Genomic DNA, 16,690 nt, shown 5'->3' on the forward strand with positions numbered 1-16,690 from the left:
GTTGATGTCGGCGAGCTAGGGCCCTCGTCGGGGTACTCGAGCATGGACACGACCGGGACTGCCGCACCGGACAGCGCCAACGCCCGCGAGACGGCGGCCGGGTCACCCTCGGACAACCCGCTGGTGCCGCCCCGGACGGCGGAGACGGCCGTGGTGAGAAAGTCGTGGTTGGTGTACGGCTCGGTCGCGTAGGTACCTTGTCGAACGGGACCGCTTCAGGTAACGCGAAGGGGATGCCTGCGGCGGCGATGCGCGCGTCATTGTCGCGAATGCCCTGGAGCAGCAGCACACTCTTGCCGCTGTGCTTGGCGACGAGTTCGTGTGCGATGTCGGCGATCCAGTCGCTGCGGTCGGCGTCATCCCCGGTTCCAGCAGGGCGTCCAGTCGGAAGTCTGTGGCTACGGCAAGCCACGCCCCGCGCACGGTTGGCTCCGGGACCGGCAAGCCAGCCTCGAATGCTTCTATGCGAGGTCGCTGGGCGGCGGCCCAGGCGGGCGTGGGCGCTGAGCCACACGACCAGAATTGAGCGCGTCGGCCGAGGCGGTGGAGACGCTTCCGCGGCCCTGTCCGGCGCCGTGCTTGCATCGCCCGCCGCACCGCCGCGGACCGCGTTCTCTCCACCGTGGACCCCAAGGCGAGGCGCATCCACAAGGCCACCCACGGCCGCCGTGACTGCTTCAAGGACCACTTCGCCTTCGAACCCGTCATCGGGCTGTTCCCCGCGGTCGCCCTGGAGCTGCTGGCCGATGAAGCCGGGCCGCGAGAGGTCTACGAGGGAGACAGCGCTTCCGCGGGCCGTATACAGCGCCGACCAGCAACTGAAGCGTGTGCATCCGCCTAGGACGAGCAAAGCTATGGGAGTGGCAGGCCAAGCCGATGCTGCACCACCTCTTGTAGCGCCTCGGCAGCCGCCTGGATCTCCTCCGCCTTGACATGCAAGTCCTGGATCAGACTGTGCCGCATACGGACGGCATGAATCACCAGTTCGAAGTCGGCTCCGAAGTACGTGCTCAGTTGCTCCATGCGTCCGCCGCTGGTGGGGATGCTGGTGGGCAGACGGTCCGGCGCAGCGCTCGTCGACGGCTGATCGTCGGCCAGGAATCGGCGGAGCTGGTCTTCGAGGAGGGCCAGGTCGGTGAGCAGCAGGGCTTGATATTGCTTGGTGGCGCGCAGGTGCTCCAGCGCTGCGGACAGGTCGGGGGGCGATACCGCGGGGCGGGTTGCGGTGACCTGTTGGTGCAGGTGGGGGACGAACGTGTGCGGCCAGGTGCTCATTTCCGCCGGGCGGACCACGGTGCCCGGGAGCGGGTCCGGCGTGGGATCGTGCGGCGGTAGGTCCGTGACGTCCACCAAGGCGGGAATCGGTGGGCGGCGGCTGGCGACGTAGTCACGGGGCAGGGGGTTGCCATGGCCCGCGTCGTAGACCACTACGGCCGCCTTGGACAGGGCCATGTCGATCGCCATCGGGGTCATCGCCGGGTCCTTGGCGCGGATGTCGTCGATGCCGAGAGCCAGCAGCCCGGTGTTGCGGGGGATGGTGGGGAAGATGAAGTCGCGGTAGAGCGCAAGCAGGGGACGTGCGGCGACGAACAGGGCCAGCTGCGGGGCGATGGCGGGACGGCGTAGTTCGGCGGTGGCCGCGTCGGTGCGCACTTGCAGCTGGGGGGCGATTTCTGCTTCCCACATGCTGCGCAGTTCGGTGAAGAAGCGGGTCAGTACGGTGGCTCGGTCGGCGTTCGGGTCGGGGTCGAGGACGATGGGTTTGAGGCCGCGGCGTTGGAACCTGGTGGCCTCGGCATGGGGGTCGGTGGGCAGGATGGCCCAGGCCGGGCGGGTCATGCGACCCAGACGTTCGCGCAACAGGGTGAAGATTTCACGCATATCGGCGTCGTCGAGGCTGTACCCGAAGAAGACCGGCTCCCGGGTGAGCAGCCACCACGACAGGCAGGTGGCCAGCAAGGGATGGCGGCGTAAGAACCCGTCGTAGTCGTCCTCGGTGACCACCAACTGATCCGGGTGCCGTAAGTCGCCATGGAATTTCAGTAGGTGAGTGACCTCGGAGTCGCGTCGCAGCGACAGCTGGGACTCCCCCAGCAGCGGGGCACACGGCCGGCGCTGCGCTTCGTAGGCGCGTTCCAGCAGGAAGTCAATGTTGGTGGTGATCACCATGTCGAACGGCAGCTGGGCGAAGGCGCGATGCACCGGTCCGGGGGCCAAGTCATTGACGAGCAGGAGTTCGGTCAGCCGCTCGACCAGCTGCGGGCGGCCGTAGGTGTCGGCGTAGGCGCTCACCGCATCGATCGGCCCCGCACCCACCGGCGCAAGCAGATCCTCCGTGAGATCCTCGCCCAGCTTCGCCCACCCCGGCGGGCGGCGCAGGTCCTCGGTGGTGGCGGTGGCGCTAATACCCGCTCCGATGATCGGCAGCCACCGTCCGGCGGTCAACGCCCGCCGCAACGCTCCCGGCAGGCGATTCACGTACCGCATGTCCACCGCGGGCCCATCTGCAACAGCCATGCTTCCCCACCCTCAAATGCTTGCGCACTGCCCACATCTCACCGCCCCACCGCAGGCCAAGCGCGGGCTTCCATGCCTTCTTGGCATGGCAAGCACACCAATGCGGCTGCTAGCCGACTCCTCTCCCGCGGGCCGGCCAGGTGCGGGGCCAAGGCGTGCTTCCTTTCCAGGTTCCTGTCGAGCGGGAGGGACGTCAACGTGCCAGATGGGCGAATGGCTTCCGGACTTCGACGAGAAGCGATACCGAAAACGCAACACGATCAAATGGACAATCAACAAGTACAAATATCTGGCAGACCGTCTCCCAGCGGCATCGCAGATGGTCGGCAGAGACACCCGGCAGCGAATCCTGGCCGCGCTGCAGATCGAGGCCGATGCCATCGCCCCGACGGCACCCCGGAGCGAGAAGGGCGGCGAACATCACTTCATCTCCTGCCGGGCCCACCAGTACGCGGCCGGGGCCTGCTCAGCAAGCCGGTGCCACGATGACGACATGCCGCAGTCACCGCAGTACGTTGCTCAGCTCCGGGTAGAGAACATGTGGCTGGAGCTGTACAGCCTGACGCCCGGCGGCTTCCAGGAAGACGAGCACACGCTTCGCTTCAGTCCGGCCGAGGAGTCCGCGCTTTCAGCGCTCAAGCGTCTGGTGAGCTTGTTTCTGGTTAGATATAGGGATGAGTCGATGGCGGTAGTCACCGGCAATGGTGATCGGGAGTACCTCTTTGGCCCCGGCCAAGTGGGCCCGTTCCGCTTTGTTTTCTGGGAGTAGCACGACGGACCAGACGCGTCCCTAGTGAGGCCGCTACGCGGTGCGCTCGGGCTGGCGCAAGGTCGGCGGCCGGTCGGTGGAATTGGCGAGCATCCGCCGGACGGTCTTCAGGTGCCAGCGGCCCCTGTTCTTGGTGCGGAGGCCCTCGGCGTCTAGGGCTTCGGCGATCTGGCGGAAGGACAGTTCGTCCTCGTCACGGAGCTGGCGGCCGCGGGCTCGGCCTGTCCACCTTGCACCTTGACCGGCTGCCCGGCCGGCCGGCGGGCTTTCGCCTCGACGAGGTGGTGCGCGCCGTCCGGTGAAACCGGGATCGCTGCGGAAACCGCCCGCACGCCGCGTCAGTACGGCCCACGACGGCGCCCGCGGACTGACATCCGAGTGTTGTCCACAAAGTCAAAGGGGGCTGACCTGCGGGGTTTTGGGGTGCGGCCTGCGGCGGGGGATGCCGCGGTGTCGGAGCCGCTAGGCTTGTGCCTGCTTCGCTTCGCTGGTCTCTTCGGTGACGACTGCGCGGCCTGGTCCGCCAGTTCGCATACCTCCCCGGCGCCCCGTACACGGGCACCGGATGCCGGAGGGGAGAGTGGGGTGATGCAGATGAGCGCTGACTTCGACAAGCGCGGCGGTAGGTGGCCTGAGCCGGATCAATGGCAGGTCTTCCTCGCGGCGGCGAGTCTGTTGGTGGCGATCATCGCCCTGGTGAGGTAGTTCGCTCGGCTCACCGAGTGCTCACCCCGATCCCGGCGGACCGGACGCTGCATAGGCAGCGAGCCCGGTCGAGAGGTACACGACCGGGCTCGGTAACTGCATGGGGCCTGGCTCTGGGCGGCATCCCGGGGCCGGGCCTCCGTGCGTTCGGACGCGGCGGACAGCCGGCCCGAATGTCAACCACAATGCTGCGCTAAATCAAGCTCGGCAACGGTTGCGGTGCCCCAACCATAGCTCGTCGGCGGGCATTCTTTACACCCGTTCGGGTGACACGAAGTCGCTGGTCGGAGTGCCATTCATGCCCTGACCTGCCCACTTGGCCACCTCGATCTGAACACGAAAGAGTGGACCTCGTCAGCCCGCGGTGGGGCGTCGGCGGGGCGCGGGGGCAGGAGCCTGTCCTTCCGGTGAGGCCCTGCAGCACGCCGTGCAGGGCGTTCTCGCGGAACCGTCGTCGGCCTCGCGGTAGCCGCGCATCACCTTGGAGCCGGGGGCCCAGCCGCCCTGCTTCTCCGCCACGGCGTCCGGGTAGCCGGCCCGGGAGGACTCGGTGACCAGGCCCGCGTCGCGGGCTGTGCCCGGTGGGCCGGATCTCCAGACCGGCGCGGGCGGCGATCCGGGGGAGGACGTCGCCGACCGACTCCGGGTCGAGCCCGGCGGCCAGCACGGTGTACCAGCGGTTGCGCAGCCGGCGGGAAGCGAAGGAGTCCGGGTCAGCGTCGGGCCCAAGCTCCTGCCGCCAGCGGCGCCAGGCCCGGACCGGGCGGAGATGGGCGCGCGAGCCGAACGGGACCTCGACCACCCGCGGGGCGATCTTGGAGACCCGTACATCCCCGATCAGGCCGCGGCCCTCAGGGTCCTCGAGGACGTCCCGCAGCCGCAGCCAGGCCAGTTCGTGCTCGCGGCCGGCGAGGGCGAAGTGCAGGGTCATCAAGCTGAGGTCGCGGATGCCGGCCCGGTTGCGCGGCAGGGTGGGGGCGATCTTCTCCATGTGGCGCACCAGCAGGGCGGGGGCGGGGCTGCGGCCGCGGGTCTGGCCGGTCTTCTCCATCTCCTTGACCTTGGCCTTGAGCAGGGCTCGGGCCTCCTCGGCGACGTCCTCGGCGCGGCGGGCGGTGACCACGACGCCGGACAGCCGACGGTCGATGGTGGCGGGGCGGTGAGCTTGCCGGGCTCTCGGCCGGGCTTGGGCGGCCGGGCGGGCTGAGTCCAGCACCATTCCACGAAGGCGACGAGGGTGCCGGAGCGGATGGCGGCCAGCGGCAGGTCGGCCTCGCCGCAGAACCGCAGCCATGCCTTCCAGTCGGCGCCGTAGCTCTTCGTCGTCTTCTCGGGGCGGGCGTCCTCGACGTGGGCGGTGGCCTCGCGGTCGAGCTGGGCGAGCCGGGCCTCGGTGGCGGCGTCGAACCGGGCGGCCGGGAGCCGGGGCGGATCTGACGGGGTGTGGTGTTCAATCTGGTCGACAGGTCCGCAGTTGCCCCCCTCTCTCCTTGAATGCCCGTCAGGCGGCTTTTTCCGTACCAGTTTTTGTGCTGTGTGGACTCCGGATATGGGAGGCTATCCGGAGTCCAGAACCGGGCGCCGAGAAGTGCTCTGCAACCGCGGGGCGGCCTGAGTGATCCTGGTGGGTAAGGACTCCGGTATTACCCAGCGCTACAACCGCCGCAAGTCCCTGCTGGAGGACTCCCCGGCTACGGCCTGGCCCGGACCTGGCCGGCGCCCCTCACCCCGGCCAACGGCACCCGGTAGCCGGTCCGGCGGGCAAGGGACGACTCAACTGGTCGGCAGCGGCAGGGCGGAGCAGTCCGTCTCGTCGGCGAACAGCCGGACCACCAGGGGCCGCGCGGCCTGGACCAGCCTCAGAAGGCTGTGGGCGCGCTGCTTGCTCCGCACCAGCACGTCCGACTCTTCGGCCACCACCAACTTACCGACGAGCAGCTGGCGATAGCTCCGCTTCAGCAGCCGCTCGGCCTGCCCGAGCGCGCCGAGGGCGAAGGCCGCGTCCGCCGTGCGCAGGGCCACCCCCTCCCGCAGCCAGGCGAGGGGAGCGCTGACCGCCTCCACCGAGACGGAGTAGGGCAGCCGGTCCAGCGAACGTTGCAGCGTGTCGAGCTGCTCCAGGGCGGTCTGGAGCAGCTCCAGCAGCTCGCTGACCAAGACGTTGTCGTCGGCCGGCGCGGACCCGTGCGCGCTGGACGGGCTGTCCGAGGAGGCCGGCAGGGGCGCCGGGAGCGGATCGGGCGCCTCCGGGGCCCTCGGCCTCTCGTCCTGAGGGGCCGCCTCGGCGACCTCGGGGCCCGGTGTTCCTGCACGGCTGCCCCGCGGCGCCGGGGCCGGGGTGACGCCGGTGGCCGAGAGGCCATTCACGAGGTCCAGGCCGTCGGTAAGGGCACCTAGCACCGCGTCGTCCGCCGCGCCCAGCAGTGCGTCGAGGGCAGCGTCGCTGTCGAAGTTCGTCACTTGCCACCTCCGGCGATCTCACGCAGCAGCATCTCCTTGAGCCGGGCCCGGCCGCGGCTGAGGTTCTGGCGGACGGCCTCGGGCGTCTTGCCCAGGGCCGCAGCGATCTCAGCAAGGCCGAAGCCGTCCAGGTGCCAGGCCAGGACCTGGCGCTGCAGGGGCGGCAGGGCGGCCAGTGCTGCGTACACGCGGTTCTCCTCCTCTTTGAGCTCCACCGCGCCCAGCGGACATATCCCACCGGGCCGGTCGGGTGGCGCGCCGGTGAGTTCCTCGCGGTGGGCGGGTTGGCGCAGGAACAGGCGCAGGGCGACCTGCCGCAGCCAGGCGGCCGGGTGGCGGATGGTGTCCCACTGCGCGTACGCCTCGGTGAAGGCGGCCTGGGCGGCCTCCGCCGCCTCGTGCGGCCGGGCGCCCTGCCGCATCAGATGCCGGATCAGCTTGGCCAGGTGCTGCTCGTAGTAGGAGGCGAAGTCCACAAGGGCGACGGTGCCATGCCCGGCCGGGGCCGACGGCAGGCGGGGCGAAGGCATCGCTCTGGCGGCCCGGCGGTCGGCCTGGTCTCCGGCCTTGGGCGGCGTTTCGCGCCCGGCCGCCATCAGGCGGGGCTCGACGTCAGGCATGGGCGTCCTCGCCGGCGGCGCCGACCTGGATGTGCAGCTCCTCGTCGGCCCGTCGCTCGGTGAGCACGCTTCCCGACGGCAGGGCGCGGACTCGCTCGCTGGTGCCTTGCTGGCGCAGGCTGACCAGCCGCACGCGCGTGCGGTCGCTGATCCACCGGTACAGCAACCGCGCGGCCAACACGCCGCCGAAGCCCACCAGCCCGATGACTGTCTCTTGCACCGCATCCCCCTCAGCATCTCCGCACGACACCGTGTGCGCCGCGGTATCAGAGAGTGCATCGAGCCCCCGAAACCGTGACATCTCCCTGAACACGTCGTGCGCCACATCGGGAGAACCAGGGAGCTCGGGTGTGCGGTGGGGCCGAGAGGCAGAGGCGATCAGTACGGCCCGGGATCAGGTACCGCCCAGCCCAACTGCCGTCTTGCGGCACTCCGAAACCGAGCTTCTCGGGCTTATGACCTGGGGCCTTGCAAAGCGCCCACAGCCGGATGGGATCGGCGCGGTACTTGTCACGCCAGCGTCGTTCCCCGTCGACGCCCTCGTACCAGGACGGTTTCAGGGTCGGCGAGCCGATGGCAGTCGCCGGGAAGAAGAGGGTATGCGGGAACCACACGATCCAGCTCGTCGGCTTCATCGACTCTGGGCCTGAAACGGTACGGCCTGGCGGTCTTCCATGACATCTGGGGCTACTTCGAATTCCGAGATTTTCCGCACCCGGAAATCTGCAAGCGCAACGCACCCAGGCTCGCATCGGCTCTTGGGAACTCGATGCGCTTCTCGGGACGACGGCAGCGGCGGGCGATGCAGCCTACTCCGGACGCGCGCTGAAGGCCACGGCATCGAAATGCCCGATGCCATCGACGGACGGGGACCTGATCTCACAGACCGCCTGTGAACAACGGCCGTTTCCTTGCACGGACCGGTGAAACACGTGACCGGAAATGGAGGACCCAGCAGACGGCTCGAGGCAGTCGAGCCGTCACGGTCCTTGGCGCGGCGTTCCCGGGGTGTCCAGCGCACCGATCATCTTTGTATCACCACAGGCGACGCCACACGAAGTGCCAGACGGTCATGAACGGCCGGCCGCATCGGGGCCTTCACGACTCTGTGCGGGACAGCCCGTGGGGCTGTTGCTCTGGCTGCCCGTCAGGAGGGTGCGGACATACGCCATGTGAGCGCGCAGCAGCGCGATGGACCGTTCCGTCCCCCCGGGAAAGAACGGCATCACCGCCAGGGCGGGCAGTGCGGCCACGGTGATGAGCAGCAGTGTGGGAGCGATGAGAGCGACGATGAGGACACGCTGCAGCGGCGCCAAAGCGGGGGGCGGCACAAGAAACATGGGGCTGCTGACCTTTCAGATGCTGAGGAATGCCAGGGGTCGCAGCCTGCAACATGATGAAATTGTCCATCTACGCACAAGCGTATGCATGCAGGTGGGGTGCGGACAACCTGCGGGTTGTCCGCGGACAGGGGGGGGCATGCCGGAACCGGGCCGTCCCATGGGGCCTTTGAAGGGAGAGACTGCGCAGGCGAAGGCTCTCGCCCAGTGGCTCCGTGGACTCACACGCACGATGACTCAGCGGGAGTTGGCGCAGCGCTTCGGAGGCGGAAGGACCACGTGGAGTGCCTACCTGTCGGGAGCCAAACTCCTCCCCCATCGACTTCTGACTTCTTTGGTGACTGCGCTGGTGCCCGAACCGCGGATGCGGGCGGAGGTGCAGGCGCGGGGAACGTCTCTCTTGCGGCAGGCGGAGCAGGCCGAGCGGGGGAAGGCGCCGGCTGGCCTACCTCGTCCCACCGCGGGGGCCGGGGCGGTGGATGTCCTCCAGCGTCGCCTGAACGATGCGCTGGAGGGCCAACTGGAGGCGGAGCGGCAGCTGCACCGCTCCCAGCAGATCGTGCAGACGCTGCTGACGATGATCGCCTGGTTGCAGGGCCAGTGCACGCTGCTGACCGCGGAGCGCGACCGTGCCCAGCGACAGACCAGCGCCGGGGGCCTGCCCCAGACGCCTCAGCAGTTGGAGTCCTATCAACGCCAGTTGGTGCGCTCGGAGCAGGAACTGGAACGGGCCCGGCGAGAACGCCGTGATGCCGAACGGATCAAGATCGCCGCCCAGCAGGCAGCCGAGGTCTACCGCAGGGCGCTCGAACAAGCCCACCGTGGCCTGCCCGCCCCGGAAGACAATTGCCTGCCCACGCCGGCGGCCGACGTTGCCGAGAACGTCTCTTTGCAGGACTATGCCTCTGTCCTCGACGGCGTCAGCAGCGCGTTGGATGAGCAGCACAAGGATTTGGCGGGCCTGCGAGCACGGGTGAGCCTCCCCGAGGAAACGATCGATGACTATCGCATCGTGCCCGGTGCCCTTGTGGAGACTCCGGCTTCCGTCGAGCGGCGTGCTGCGCAAGACGGGGTTGTCCATTCCCCTGTCGCGGACAACCCGGACAACTCTGTGGACGGACTCGATGGCGGGTTCGAAGCGATCCCTGCGAACGCGAACCTCGCCGTCGATCGGGAGCAGCTACGCGCCATCGAGGATCGTCAGCGCCAGACCGCCATCACTCTGCAGCGCAGTCTGCTTCCACAGCAGTTGGAACAGCCCGATGACCTGCTCACCGCGGCCTTCTACACGCCCAGCGCTAACCACAGTCCCATCGGCGGTGACTGGTACGACGTCATCAAACTCGGCGCCAGCCGCACGGCCGTGGTCATCGGTGACGTCGCCGGCCGAGGTGTCCGCGCAGCCGCAGTCATGGGACAGCTGCGTGCCGCGGTACGGGCCTATGCCCGCCTCGACCTCCCCCCACACGAAGTGCTGCAGTTGCTGGACAGCCTCGTTGCGGAGATCGATCCAGACCAGATCGCCACCTGCCTCTACGCCGTGTACGACCCGGAGACGAACCACCTGGGCTTCTCCTCGGCAGGTCACCTTCCGCTCATCGTCCGTGACGCCGACGGCGCCGTGGGGCGCCCCGAGGTGTCCACCGGCCCGCCGCTGGGCACGGGCGGGTGGGTGCACACCTCCGGCACCGTTGCGCTGGCTGCCGGGGCCACTGCTGTTCTCTACACAGACGGATTGATCCAGCGACGCGACCGGGACATCGACGACGGGCTCGCCGCGCTGGAAAGCGCCCTGGCCGGCGCGATGGGGTCCCCCGGGGAGGTGTGTGAGCGCCTTCAGCGCGCGCTCGAGGTAACGCATCACGACAACGCCGATGACGTCGCCGTTCTCATTCTTCAGCATCCCAGCCGCACGGGGCGCGAGGCGGCCCTGTTCTCGAAGACCGCGCTGGAACTCCCCGGAGAGCCGTCGGATGCGCCTCGTGCCCGCGCGTTCGCATCCGGCGTCCTCCGCGGCTGGGCACTCTCCGAAGAACTGCAGGATCTGGGCGTGCTGGCGACCAACGAGCTCGTCGACAACGCGCTCCGCCACGGGAGTCCCCCGATGCGGCTGGGGCTACGCCGTACAGATCAACGGCTGGTCATCGAGGTCTTCGATGCCAACGATCATCTGCCACGTCGACGGAAGGCAAAGTCGGCCAGCGACGCCCCCAGCGGCATCTCCCTTATCGCGAGGATCGCTTCATCGTGGGGGTCACGTCGCACTGACGGCAGCGGGAAGGCTGTGTGGTGCGAATTCGACCTGGAAGCCTCCTAGCCCCAAATCATTCCCAGCCCTGGCCTTCACAGGTAGGCCGTTCCTGGGGCCAAGCACGCCCAAACCTCGGTTCATGACGATCGCCCCGCAGTGCGGCCTCCGTTACTGACGTCGATCGGGTCGCGAGCCGCTACCGGGGCGTGTTGAGCATGGCAAGGGCCGGCCCGGTGGAGCGTGCCGCCGTCGTGTTTGCAGGCGCGGAAGCATGTTTCCTGTGCGATACCGGGTTTATGCCTCGTCCTTGGTGCCCTGTAGCGATGACAGGACCAGACGCCCGTACCGTGTCGTCAGGGCTCCGGCTGTGGTGGCAATCGACAGCCCGAGTGCCGTGAGCAGGTGCGTTATTGAGTGGTCGTCAAGGACCTGCAGGATACTCAGAGCGGTGCCGAGGGGAAGGCCGAGAATGGTGAGGACCCCTAGGGCCCCGCTGATCTGCTGGCTCTCCCGTGTCTGCACCAGTCTGCTGTAATCGGCAGCTTCGGCGAGAATCGCGTTGAATCGGGCAGGAAGCCTGTGCTGATTCTGGAAGGCGAGCAGCAGCTCGTTCGCCGGGCCATAGGCAGTGAGGTGCTGCCGCCAGTACGTACTGCGGAAGACGGCGATGTTTCTCTCCAAGGCGGCGACGCGGCGCGCCAACTGAGAGGAGCCGAATATCTCGGAGAGATCGTCGGTGAGTTCGTCGATGTGATCGCGCTGAAGGTAGCCCAGGAGCAGAGCATCGAGATAAACAGTCCGCGTGTGCAGCGCGCCGAACGCAAAGAAATCATCCACACCGGTGTCCGGCCGGTGACCGACGAAGGCAGTCCCTTGTCGAAGCACCAGAGCGCTCCAGTCGGCCGAGATCCGAACGACGTCTTTGAGTTGCTCATCAGCGGTCTCGGGCGCGAAGGGATAGTCCTCCGGCGTGGAGCATGAAGCCAGTTGCCACAGCCAGCGATCCGCGGTGCAGGGCAGTTGACCTTCCGGGCCAGCGCGCAGAACGAGAGAGTGCTGTTCCATCGGGGTCATGAAGGCCACGGTGTAAGGCCGGGACATAGCGAGCGGCGCGCCGGAGGCAGGCACCTCCGCGATCCCGGCGAAAAGACCAACCGGGTCTAACGGCCCGCCGAGCGGTTCGTCCGAGGACTCCCGTCGTCCGGCTAGCGCCCGCAGCACGGGCATCAGCGGTCTGTCCACGTTGAAGTGCAGGACAGCAAGGGCGTGCTCGTGATCGCGGGCAGTAGCAGCGCGCAGGATTTCGATGCCAAGCAGGTGCAGACCATTGTGTTCGACGTCAAGTGGCAGGTGCCAGCGGCGAGGCCGTCCAGGTGCCCCGTATAGAACGCGCGCGGAAGCGGGGTCGAAGTACGTCGACCGCGTAGCTGCGTCAGTGCGGCGGCTGCCCAGATCGAATGGGAAGGGGCCTTCAGGCCAGGCGGGGACACCCAGCAGCCGCGCGGAGAAGACGACGGTCAGCTCCTGGCGCGCCCCTGTGACCTCATCCAGTAGCACCTCGGCTGTCACCGGTAGTACTCGGCCGGGTCAGGCTGGTCCAGGCGGATGACGAACTCCGCCCGGTCGGGGCTTTCGGAGCTGATATGGAAGCGGACACGGCCGCCGCTACGGATGGTACGGAATCCTTCGGTCACGATCTGCCGGTAGTCGAAGCCGTAGTACCGCTCATCCTCGTCGTCCCGGACGACATAAGAGCTCAACACACCACGCGGTCCTCCGCCGCTCGGTCGTCTGTCGACGATGGTTCCGTGGCGCGGCCCGCCGCTGCTCATGTTGTCGTCTCCTCTGCTGCGCCTGTGTTTTCGTCGATGTCCTGCACGCATCGGAAGCCGACGGCGTTGCTTGCGCCGTTCTTCCGGTAAACGCCCTTGCTGCTGGTCTGCACCGCGCGCATCGGGTTGTCGTAGCTGCCACCGCAGATGACGGCCTCGTCGGGCTTGGCCAGGGTGGTGGACGTCCATTCCCAGCAGTTGCCGACCATGTCCAGGACGCCGAACGGTGAGCGGTTGTCAAGGCGCTCCGTGACTGGGGTGACCCCGGCCCGGCTGACGGCGTCGCCCGCGAATTCCCGGTACCACGCCTGGTACGTGACGATGGGCTGCCCGGTCCAAGAGTCGGCGCAGTTGACACGAGCGCTGTCGGGGCTGTCGCCCCACGGGAAGAGTCGCCCATCGGCTCCGCGCGCAGCAGCCTCCCACTCGAGGGCGGTCGGTAGGCGCTTGCCTTCGAACCCGGCGAAGGCGTATGCGCTCCACCAGCTGACGCAGACAGCGGGGTGGGAGTCGTAGCGCGGATTTTCGTAGTAGTCCGGCCACCGCAGCCGGTCGTCTGGCGGGCGGTGCGTGACATAGTCGGGCTGGTCCGGATGATCCCACCGAGAGGTGCCGTCCGCGTCGAGAGCGTCGAGGAAGCGACGGTAGCGTGCCACCGTCACGGCGTGTCGATCGAAGCGTACGGGGTTTTCGACACGCCGGATCAGTAGCCGTTCGGCCGGGCCGACAAGGTATGCCCCGGCGGGCAGCACGCAGTCGTCGGTCTGCGCAGTGCCTGCGATTTCGGCGAGAAAGGCGCGTACCTGCTCGGTGAGGAAGGCGCCGCCGGCAATGTCCGCTGACGCGTTGCGGTTCGCGGGGTCGGCGAGATAGCGGGCAGCCAGCAGTTCCTGGTACGCCGTGTGCACGAAAGCGACCCGGTCGGCTTTGGCGTGGCGCAGCATGGGTGCCAATACGCACGTTTCGAGGTTCAAATGTCCATCAACGAACGCGTCGGAGCCTAGCTCTCGAAGCAAGTCGAGGAGGGAGAAGACGGTACGGCCGGCGACGAACGCCTGCCCGAACACGCCGGGCAGCCGTCTCTCCAGGTCGGATCGGCCACGCTCGGCCAGTGTCCGCGTGACATGTGCACCGAGGATGTCCGCCAGTGTCTGTCCCGGCGGAAGCTCCAGCGCCGCGGCGAGACGTTTCTCCAACGGCGTGGCTTCGGGCTCGGTCAAGCGTACGACGTGAAAGTGCGGGACGCGTGCAGGGTCAAGGCCGTTCGCGTACATTTGTTCCACCAGCTGTTCGGAGCGGCCCGCGCCGTTGTCCAGCAGCTGACGCACCGGGGGTGAGTCGGCCAAGAAGGATACTCGTGAACTCATGATCACCGCGGATTCCGCAGACAGGACTGCAGCGAGATCGGTGAAGAGCTGCAGGAAACCAGCGGGACTCGATTCCTCGACCCCCTCGTCGACGGCATCAAGTACGCAGAGCGCGGTTCCCGAGCGAATCAGGTAGAGGAAGAGCTCGTAGGCGCGGGATCGGTCCGAAGGCGTCATGGCCGGCGCCAAGAGACGGGCCACGTACTCGGAGAACAGCTCTTCCTTCGGTTTGAGGCCGAGGTCGAAATAGAAGCGGAAGCGACGGATCCCCGGATCGGCGGCGAGCGCGCGCAGGAGCGTGCTCTTTCCGCTTCCAGGACGCCCGGTGACCAATACGTTCGCACTGCCGCGCGCGAGGTGAGCGAGCAGCTCCTCCGCATCCCCGGACTCCACCACCTGCGGTTCGCCGGTGCGCGAGTCAGTGCTCAGCGTCGCCACGGCGACAGCTGTCCGCGGCTCTCCCGAGTCGGCGACGGATGCGAGAGGGGCAAGATGATCGTCGAGGTTGACAATGGTGTCGACGAAACCATCGAAGCGCACGATCCGGAAGTCAAGGTCAAGCAGCCGATGGAGCGCGTCGGACGCCGCACCAGCACCGCCGCTGTTGTGGTCCAGGACGACGAACCGGGTGAGCTTGGGCAGCCGGGTGCGCAGCAGCTCGCCACCGTCGGAGGCCAGGACGGTTCCTAGATCGTCAGCGTCCCGGGAGAGCATTAACTCGACGTACTCAAGCCGCATTCCCGACTCGCGGCAGAACAGCTGGTACACGGTGTCCGGACTGAGGACGAAGCGCTTGGCCTGCCGGTAGCCGAGAGTGACGTACAACCCGGCAAGGAACTCACAGCGGCGCGCCACCTCGGGGGCGACGTGAGGCTCCTCCCCGAGCAACGCCGCGCTCCCGGTGTCGGTGAACCACACCAGTACGTCAACGAGCCTGCGGACTGCCAGCAGCCCGTCCTCCTCGCTGATGTCGTATCCATCGTGCGTTGACCGGTTGCGCAGTCGCCGGATGTCGTCGAGGGCATCTAAGACTGTACTGCTGCGTATGTACGGGCGGCAGCGCTTGACGAGGTCGTTCAGCGCCTTCGTCGAAGGGTCGCCCTCGACACTGTGGTGGCGCCACAGCTCCTTGAGCAGTTTTTCGGTCAGTTTCCCGACCAGAGCGACCGTGTTCTCCGGGTAGCCGTCGTTGAGGGACCGCAGCGGCCGTTCCAAATCGAGCCCTAATCGGTCGGCGATCCGAGAGTGATCGTCGAGTTCACTTCTCAGACGCCGCAGCCGTTCGTCGACGACTGTGCTCACGCGGTCTCCCGGCTCCGCTGCCCGACAACGAACGCGAAGCGGTCCGGAAACACCAAAACGGGCTCCGGGTGGGCGGACCGCATCTCTTCGATGCCCTTCTCGATCTCGCTGTCGCTGAAGGTGGACAGCAGCGACATGTAGCGGGCGCGCACCATGCCGAGGTACTTGTCACGGTTGATGCGCAGCTCATACTCGACATGAGTGAGACCGGTGTCCAGCCCGGCCGCACGCAAGTGCGCCTGGATATTGGCCGGGTCCGGTTGCAGTTCCTCGAAGCGGTCGAGGGCCGCCTGGAACAGGGGGTACTGGATTGAGGCCGGGAGCATCACCACCAGCAGCCGCCCCCCAGGCGCCAGCCGGTCGGCCAGGCCACGGAGCGTGCGGGCCTGGTCGTCCACGTGGTGCACCGACTCCTTGAGCCAGATCGCGTCGAGCTGTTCGTACGGCAGGCCGGCGCGTCCTTCAGCAATGTCTTCGGCGGAAGCGACAATCGGTGTCAGGCCGGACGGTGGCGGCGTACCGAGCTGGCGGAGCATCGCCTCGGAGGGATCGACGCACAGGATCGGATGATGGGGCCCGAGCTGCCTGGCCACTTCCTTAGCGAACAGGCCCGTCCCAGCGCCGATATCGGCGATCCGCGCGGTGGGGCTGAGATGCAGTGCATCGACGATCCGGGCGGACATCCAGGAGATGTAATCCGGACCATAAACCCAGTGCTCGTCGTACTCGGCTGCCAGCTCCTCGTAGTGCCCCCGTACTCCACGCTGCTGCACGATCTCCTGCCCCCGTTTCACTGGTCTTGAGCTGGCCATCGATAGATTATCGCGGGTGCTGGAACGGCAACAGTGCACGTCCTGAGAGCGGTTGGGCGTTGAGGGACGCGTCACAAGCATGCGTGAACAAATAGACACGAGGTGACCGAGTGGGCCTCGCGGCGTTGGGCTCTTGGGTTCTTGTGGGCACTGACACCATGGCGTGGCGTCGCGACCGAAGCGGTGGCCGCCAAGCTCGTCTGCTTGAACACCTCCGCCCTTAGGCCTCCGCCAAGCGGACGAGGACTTCTCTATGCGTGACAACGCAGCCCGAGTGCTCACGGCCGGAGGGCTGCGCCGGCCCCGCCTGTCTGCCGACAACGTCAAGGGCCCACAAGGCCCGACGCAGCGAGTGGGCCGAGGTGCGGCTCCCCCACCGTTCCGAAGCGCTGGGCGAAGACGTCGCGGGCGCGCGCGACCTTCCTCGCCAGCCCGAGCTTCGCCCCCCAGTGTGACGGGCTTGGGCTACCGGCCTCGAACAGCACCGCCCGCCTGGAGAGGGCCCCGGGCAGGCGGTCATGACGCACTTCGGCGGTATGACACCTACGACGGCACGCCGGGCCACGCCCAGGGGATCCGTGGTCGCGCCGGGGCCGCGGCAGTCTCAGACGCCTCCGAGGGGACGACGCGCCCCGTCCTTTCAACAGCTCACCTGCAAAAACACCTCTGCTGACCTCCCGTCACTGACACCGAACCAGCACATCGCACCGCAGGA

15 protein-coding genes are annotated in these 16,690 nt (G+C 67.7%); 4 read left to right on the forward strand and 11 right to left on the reverse strand.

The window, feature by feature from the left end:
* Nucleotides 1–42 precede the first annotated feature (42 nt).
* Nucleotides 43–192, forward strand: coding sequence for a hypothetical protein (locus tag IG84_RS0129980; protein WP_157848972.1), 150 nt, complete (start codon nucleotides 43–45; stop codon nucleotides 190–192).
* A 430-nt stretch (nucleotides 193–622) separates the two neighbouring features.
* Nucleotides 623–841 (forward strand): hypothetical protein, encoded by a 219-nt coding sequence (locus tag IG84_RS41325; RefSeq protein WP_157848973.1) that lies wholly within the window; start codon nucleotides 623–625, stop codon nucleotides 839–841.
* Between the two features lie 11 nt (nucleotides 842–852).
* On the opposite strand, the gene IG84_RS39105 is transcribed toward IG84_RS41325, so the two are convergent.
* Nucleotides 853–2,517: an SIR2 family NAD-dependent protein deacylase gene (locus tag IG84_RS39105; RefSeq protein WP_078649551.1), complete on the reverse strand. Its 1,665-nt coding sequence runs from the start codon at nucleotides 2,515–2,517 to the stop codon at nucleotides 853–855.
* Nucleotides 2,518–2,722: 205 nt separating this feature from the next.
* Between IG84_RS39105 and IG84_RS0129990 the strand changes: the two genes are divergently transcribed.
* Entirely contained in the window at nucleotides 2,723–3,286 is a 564-nt protein-coding gene (locus IG84_RS0129990; RefSeq protein WP_031063848.1) for a hypothetical protein, read from the forward strand.
* A 33-nt stretch (nucleotides 3,287–3,319) separates the two neighbouring features.
* On the opposite strand, the gene IG84_RS43020 is transcribed toward IG84_RS0129990, so the two are convergent.
* From IG84_RS43020 to IG84_RS0130020, 6 genes are all read right to left on the reverse strand, one after another.
* Nucleotides 3,320–3,628: a recombinase family protein gene (locus IG84_RS43020; RefSeq protein WP_078649564.1), complete on the reverse strand. Its 309-nt coding sequence runs from the start codon at nucleotides 3,626–3,628 to the stop codon at nucleotides 3,320–3,322.
* 556 nt (nucleotides 3,629–4,184) lie between these two features.
* Nucleotides 4,185–5,210 (reverse strand): site-specific integrase, encoded by a 1,026-nt coding sequence (locus IG84_RS40210; protein WP_245659643.1) that lies wholly within the window; start codon nucleotides 5,208–5,210, stop codon nucleotides 4,185–4,187.
* A gap of 554 nt (nucleotides 5,211–5,764) precedes the next feature.
* Entirely contained in the window at nucleotides 5,765–6,451 is a 687-nt protein-coding gene (locus tag IG84_RS0130005; RefSeq protein ID WP_031063854.1) for a hypothetical protein, read from the reverse strand.
* On the reverse strand, nucleotides 6,448–7,071 hold the full coding sequence (locus tag IG84_RS38340; RefSeq protein WP_245659644.1) for an RNA polymerase sigma factor: 624 nt from the start codon (nucleotides 7,069–7,071) through the stop codon (nucleotides 6,448–6,450). Before IG84_RS38340 ends, IG84_RS0130005 begins: the two co-directional genes overlap by 4 nt.
* Nucleotides 7,064–7,291, reverse strand: coding sequence for a hypothetical protein (locus tag IG84_RS0130015; RefSeq protein WP_157848974.1), 228 nt, complete (start codon nucleotides 7,289–7,291; stop codon nucleotides 7,064–7,066). The genes IG84_RS38340 and IG84_RS0130015 overlap by 8 nt, the downstream gene beginning before the upstream one ends.
* An 850-nt stretch (nucleotides 7,292–8,141) precedes the next feature.
* On the reverse strand, nucleotides 8,142–8,411 hold the full coding sequence (locus IG84_RS0130020) for a hypothetical protein (protein WP_031063864.1): 270 nt from the start codon (nucleotides 8,409–8,411) through the stop codon (nucleotides 8,142–8,144).
* Nucleotides 8,412–8,748: 337 nt separating this feature from the next.
* On the opposite strand from IG84_RS0130020, the gene IG84_RS0130025 reads away from it, so the two are divergent.
* Entirely contained in the window at nucleotides 8,749–10,728 is a 1,980-nt protein-coding gene (locus IG84_RS0130025) for an ATP-binding SpoIIE family protein phosphatase (RefSeq protein WP_245659645.1), read from the forward strand.
* Nucleotides 10,729–10,956: 228 nt separating this feature from the next.
* On the opposite strand, the gene IG84_RS0130030 is transcribed toward IG84_RS0130025, so the two are convergent.
* Genes IG84_RS0130030 through IG84_RS0130045 form a run of 4 tightly spaced genes read right to left on the reverse strand, consistent with a single transcriptional unit; the run spans nucleotide 10,957 to nucleotide 15,975 of the window.
* A complete protein-coding gene (locus tag IG84_RS0130030; RefSeq protein ID WP_031063871.1) occupies nucleotides 10,957–12,231 on the reverse strand; it encodes a hypothetical protein in 1,275 nt (424 codons plus the stop codon).
* Complete coding sequence (locus tag IG84_RS0130035) at nucleotides 12,228–12,494, reverse strand: hypothetical protein (RefSeq protein ID WP_031063874.1); 267 nt, start codon at nucleotides 12,492–12,494, stop codon at nucleotides 12,228–12,230. The genes IG84_RS0130030 and IG84_RS0130035 overlap by 4 nt, the downstream gene beginning before the upstream one ends.
* Entirely contained in the window at nucleotides 12,491–15,163 is a 2,673-nt protein-coding gene (locus tag IG84_RS0130040; RefSeq protein WP_031063877.1) for an SUMF1/EgtB/PvdO family nonheme iron enzyme, read from the reverse strand. Before IG84_RS0130040 ends, IG84_RS0130035 begins: the two co-directional genes overlap by 4 nt.
* Nucleotides 15,160–15,975, reverse strand: coding sequence for a class I SAM-dependent methyltransferase (locus IG84_RS0130045; protein ID WP_245659646.1), 816 nt, complete (start codon nucleotides 15,973–15,975; stop codon nucleotides 15,160–15,162). The genes IG84_RS0130040 and IG84_RS0130045 overlap by 4 nt, the downstream gene beginning before the upstream one ends.
* Between the last annotated feature and the right edge of the window lie 715 nt (nucleotides 15,976–16,690).

Origin of the sequence: Streptomyces ochraceiscleroticus (assembly GCF_000720485.1) — a bacterium.
In the GTDB taxonomy this organism is placed as follows: domain Bacteria; phylum Actinomycetota; class Actinomycetes; order Streptomycetales; family Streptomycetaceae; genus Streptomyces; species Streptomyces ochraceiscleroticus.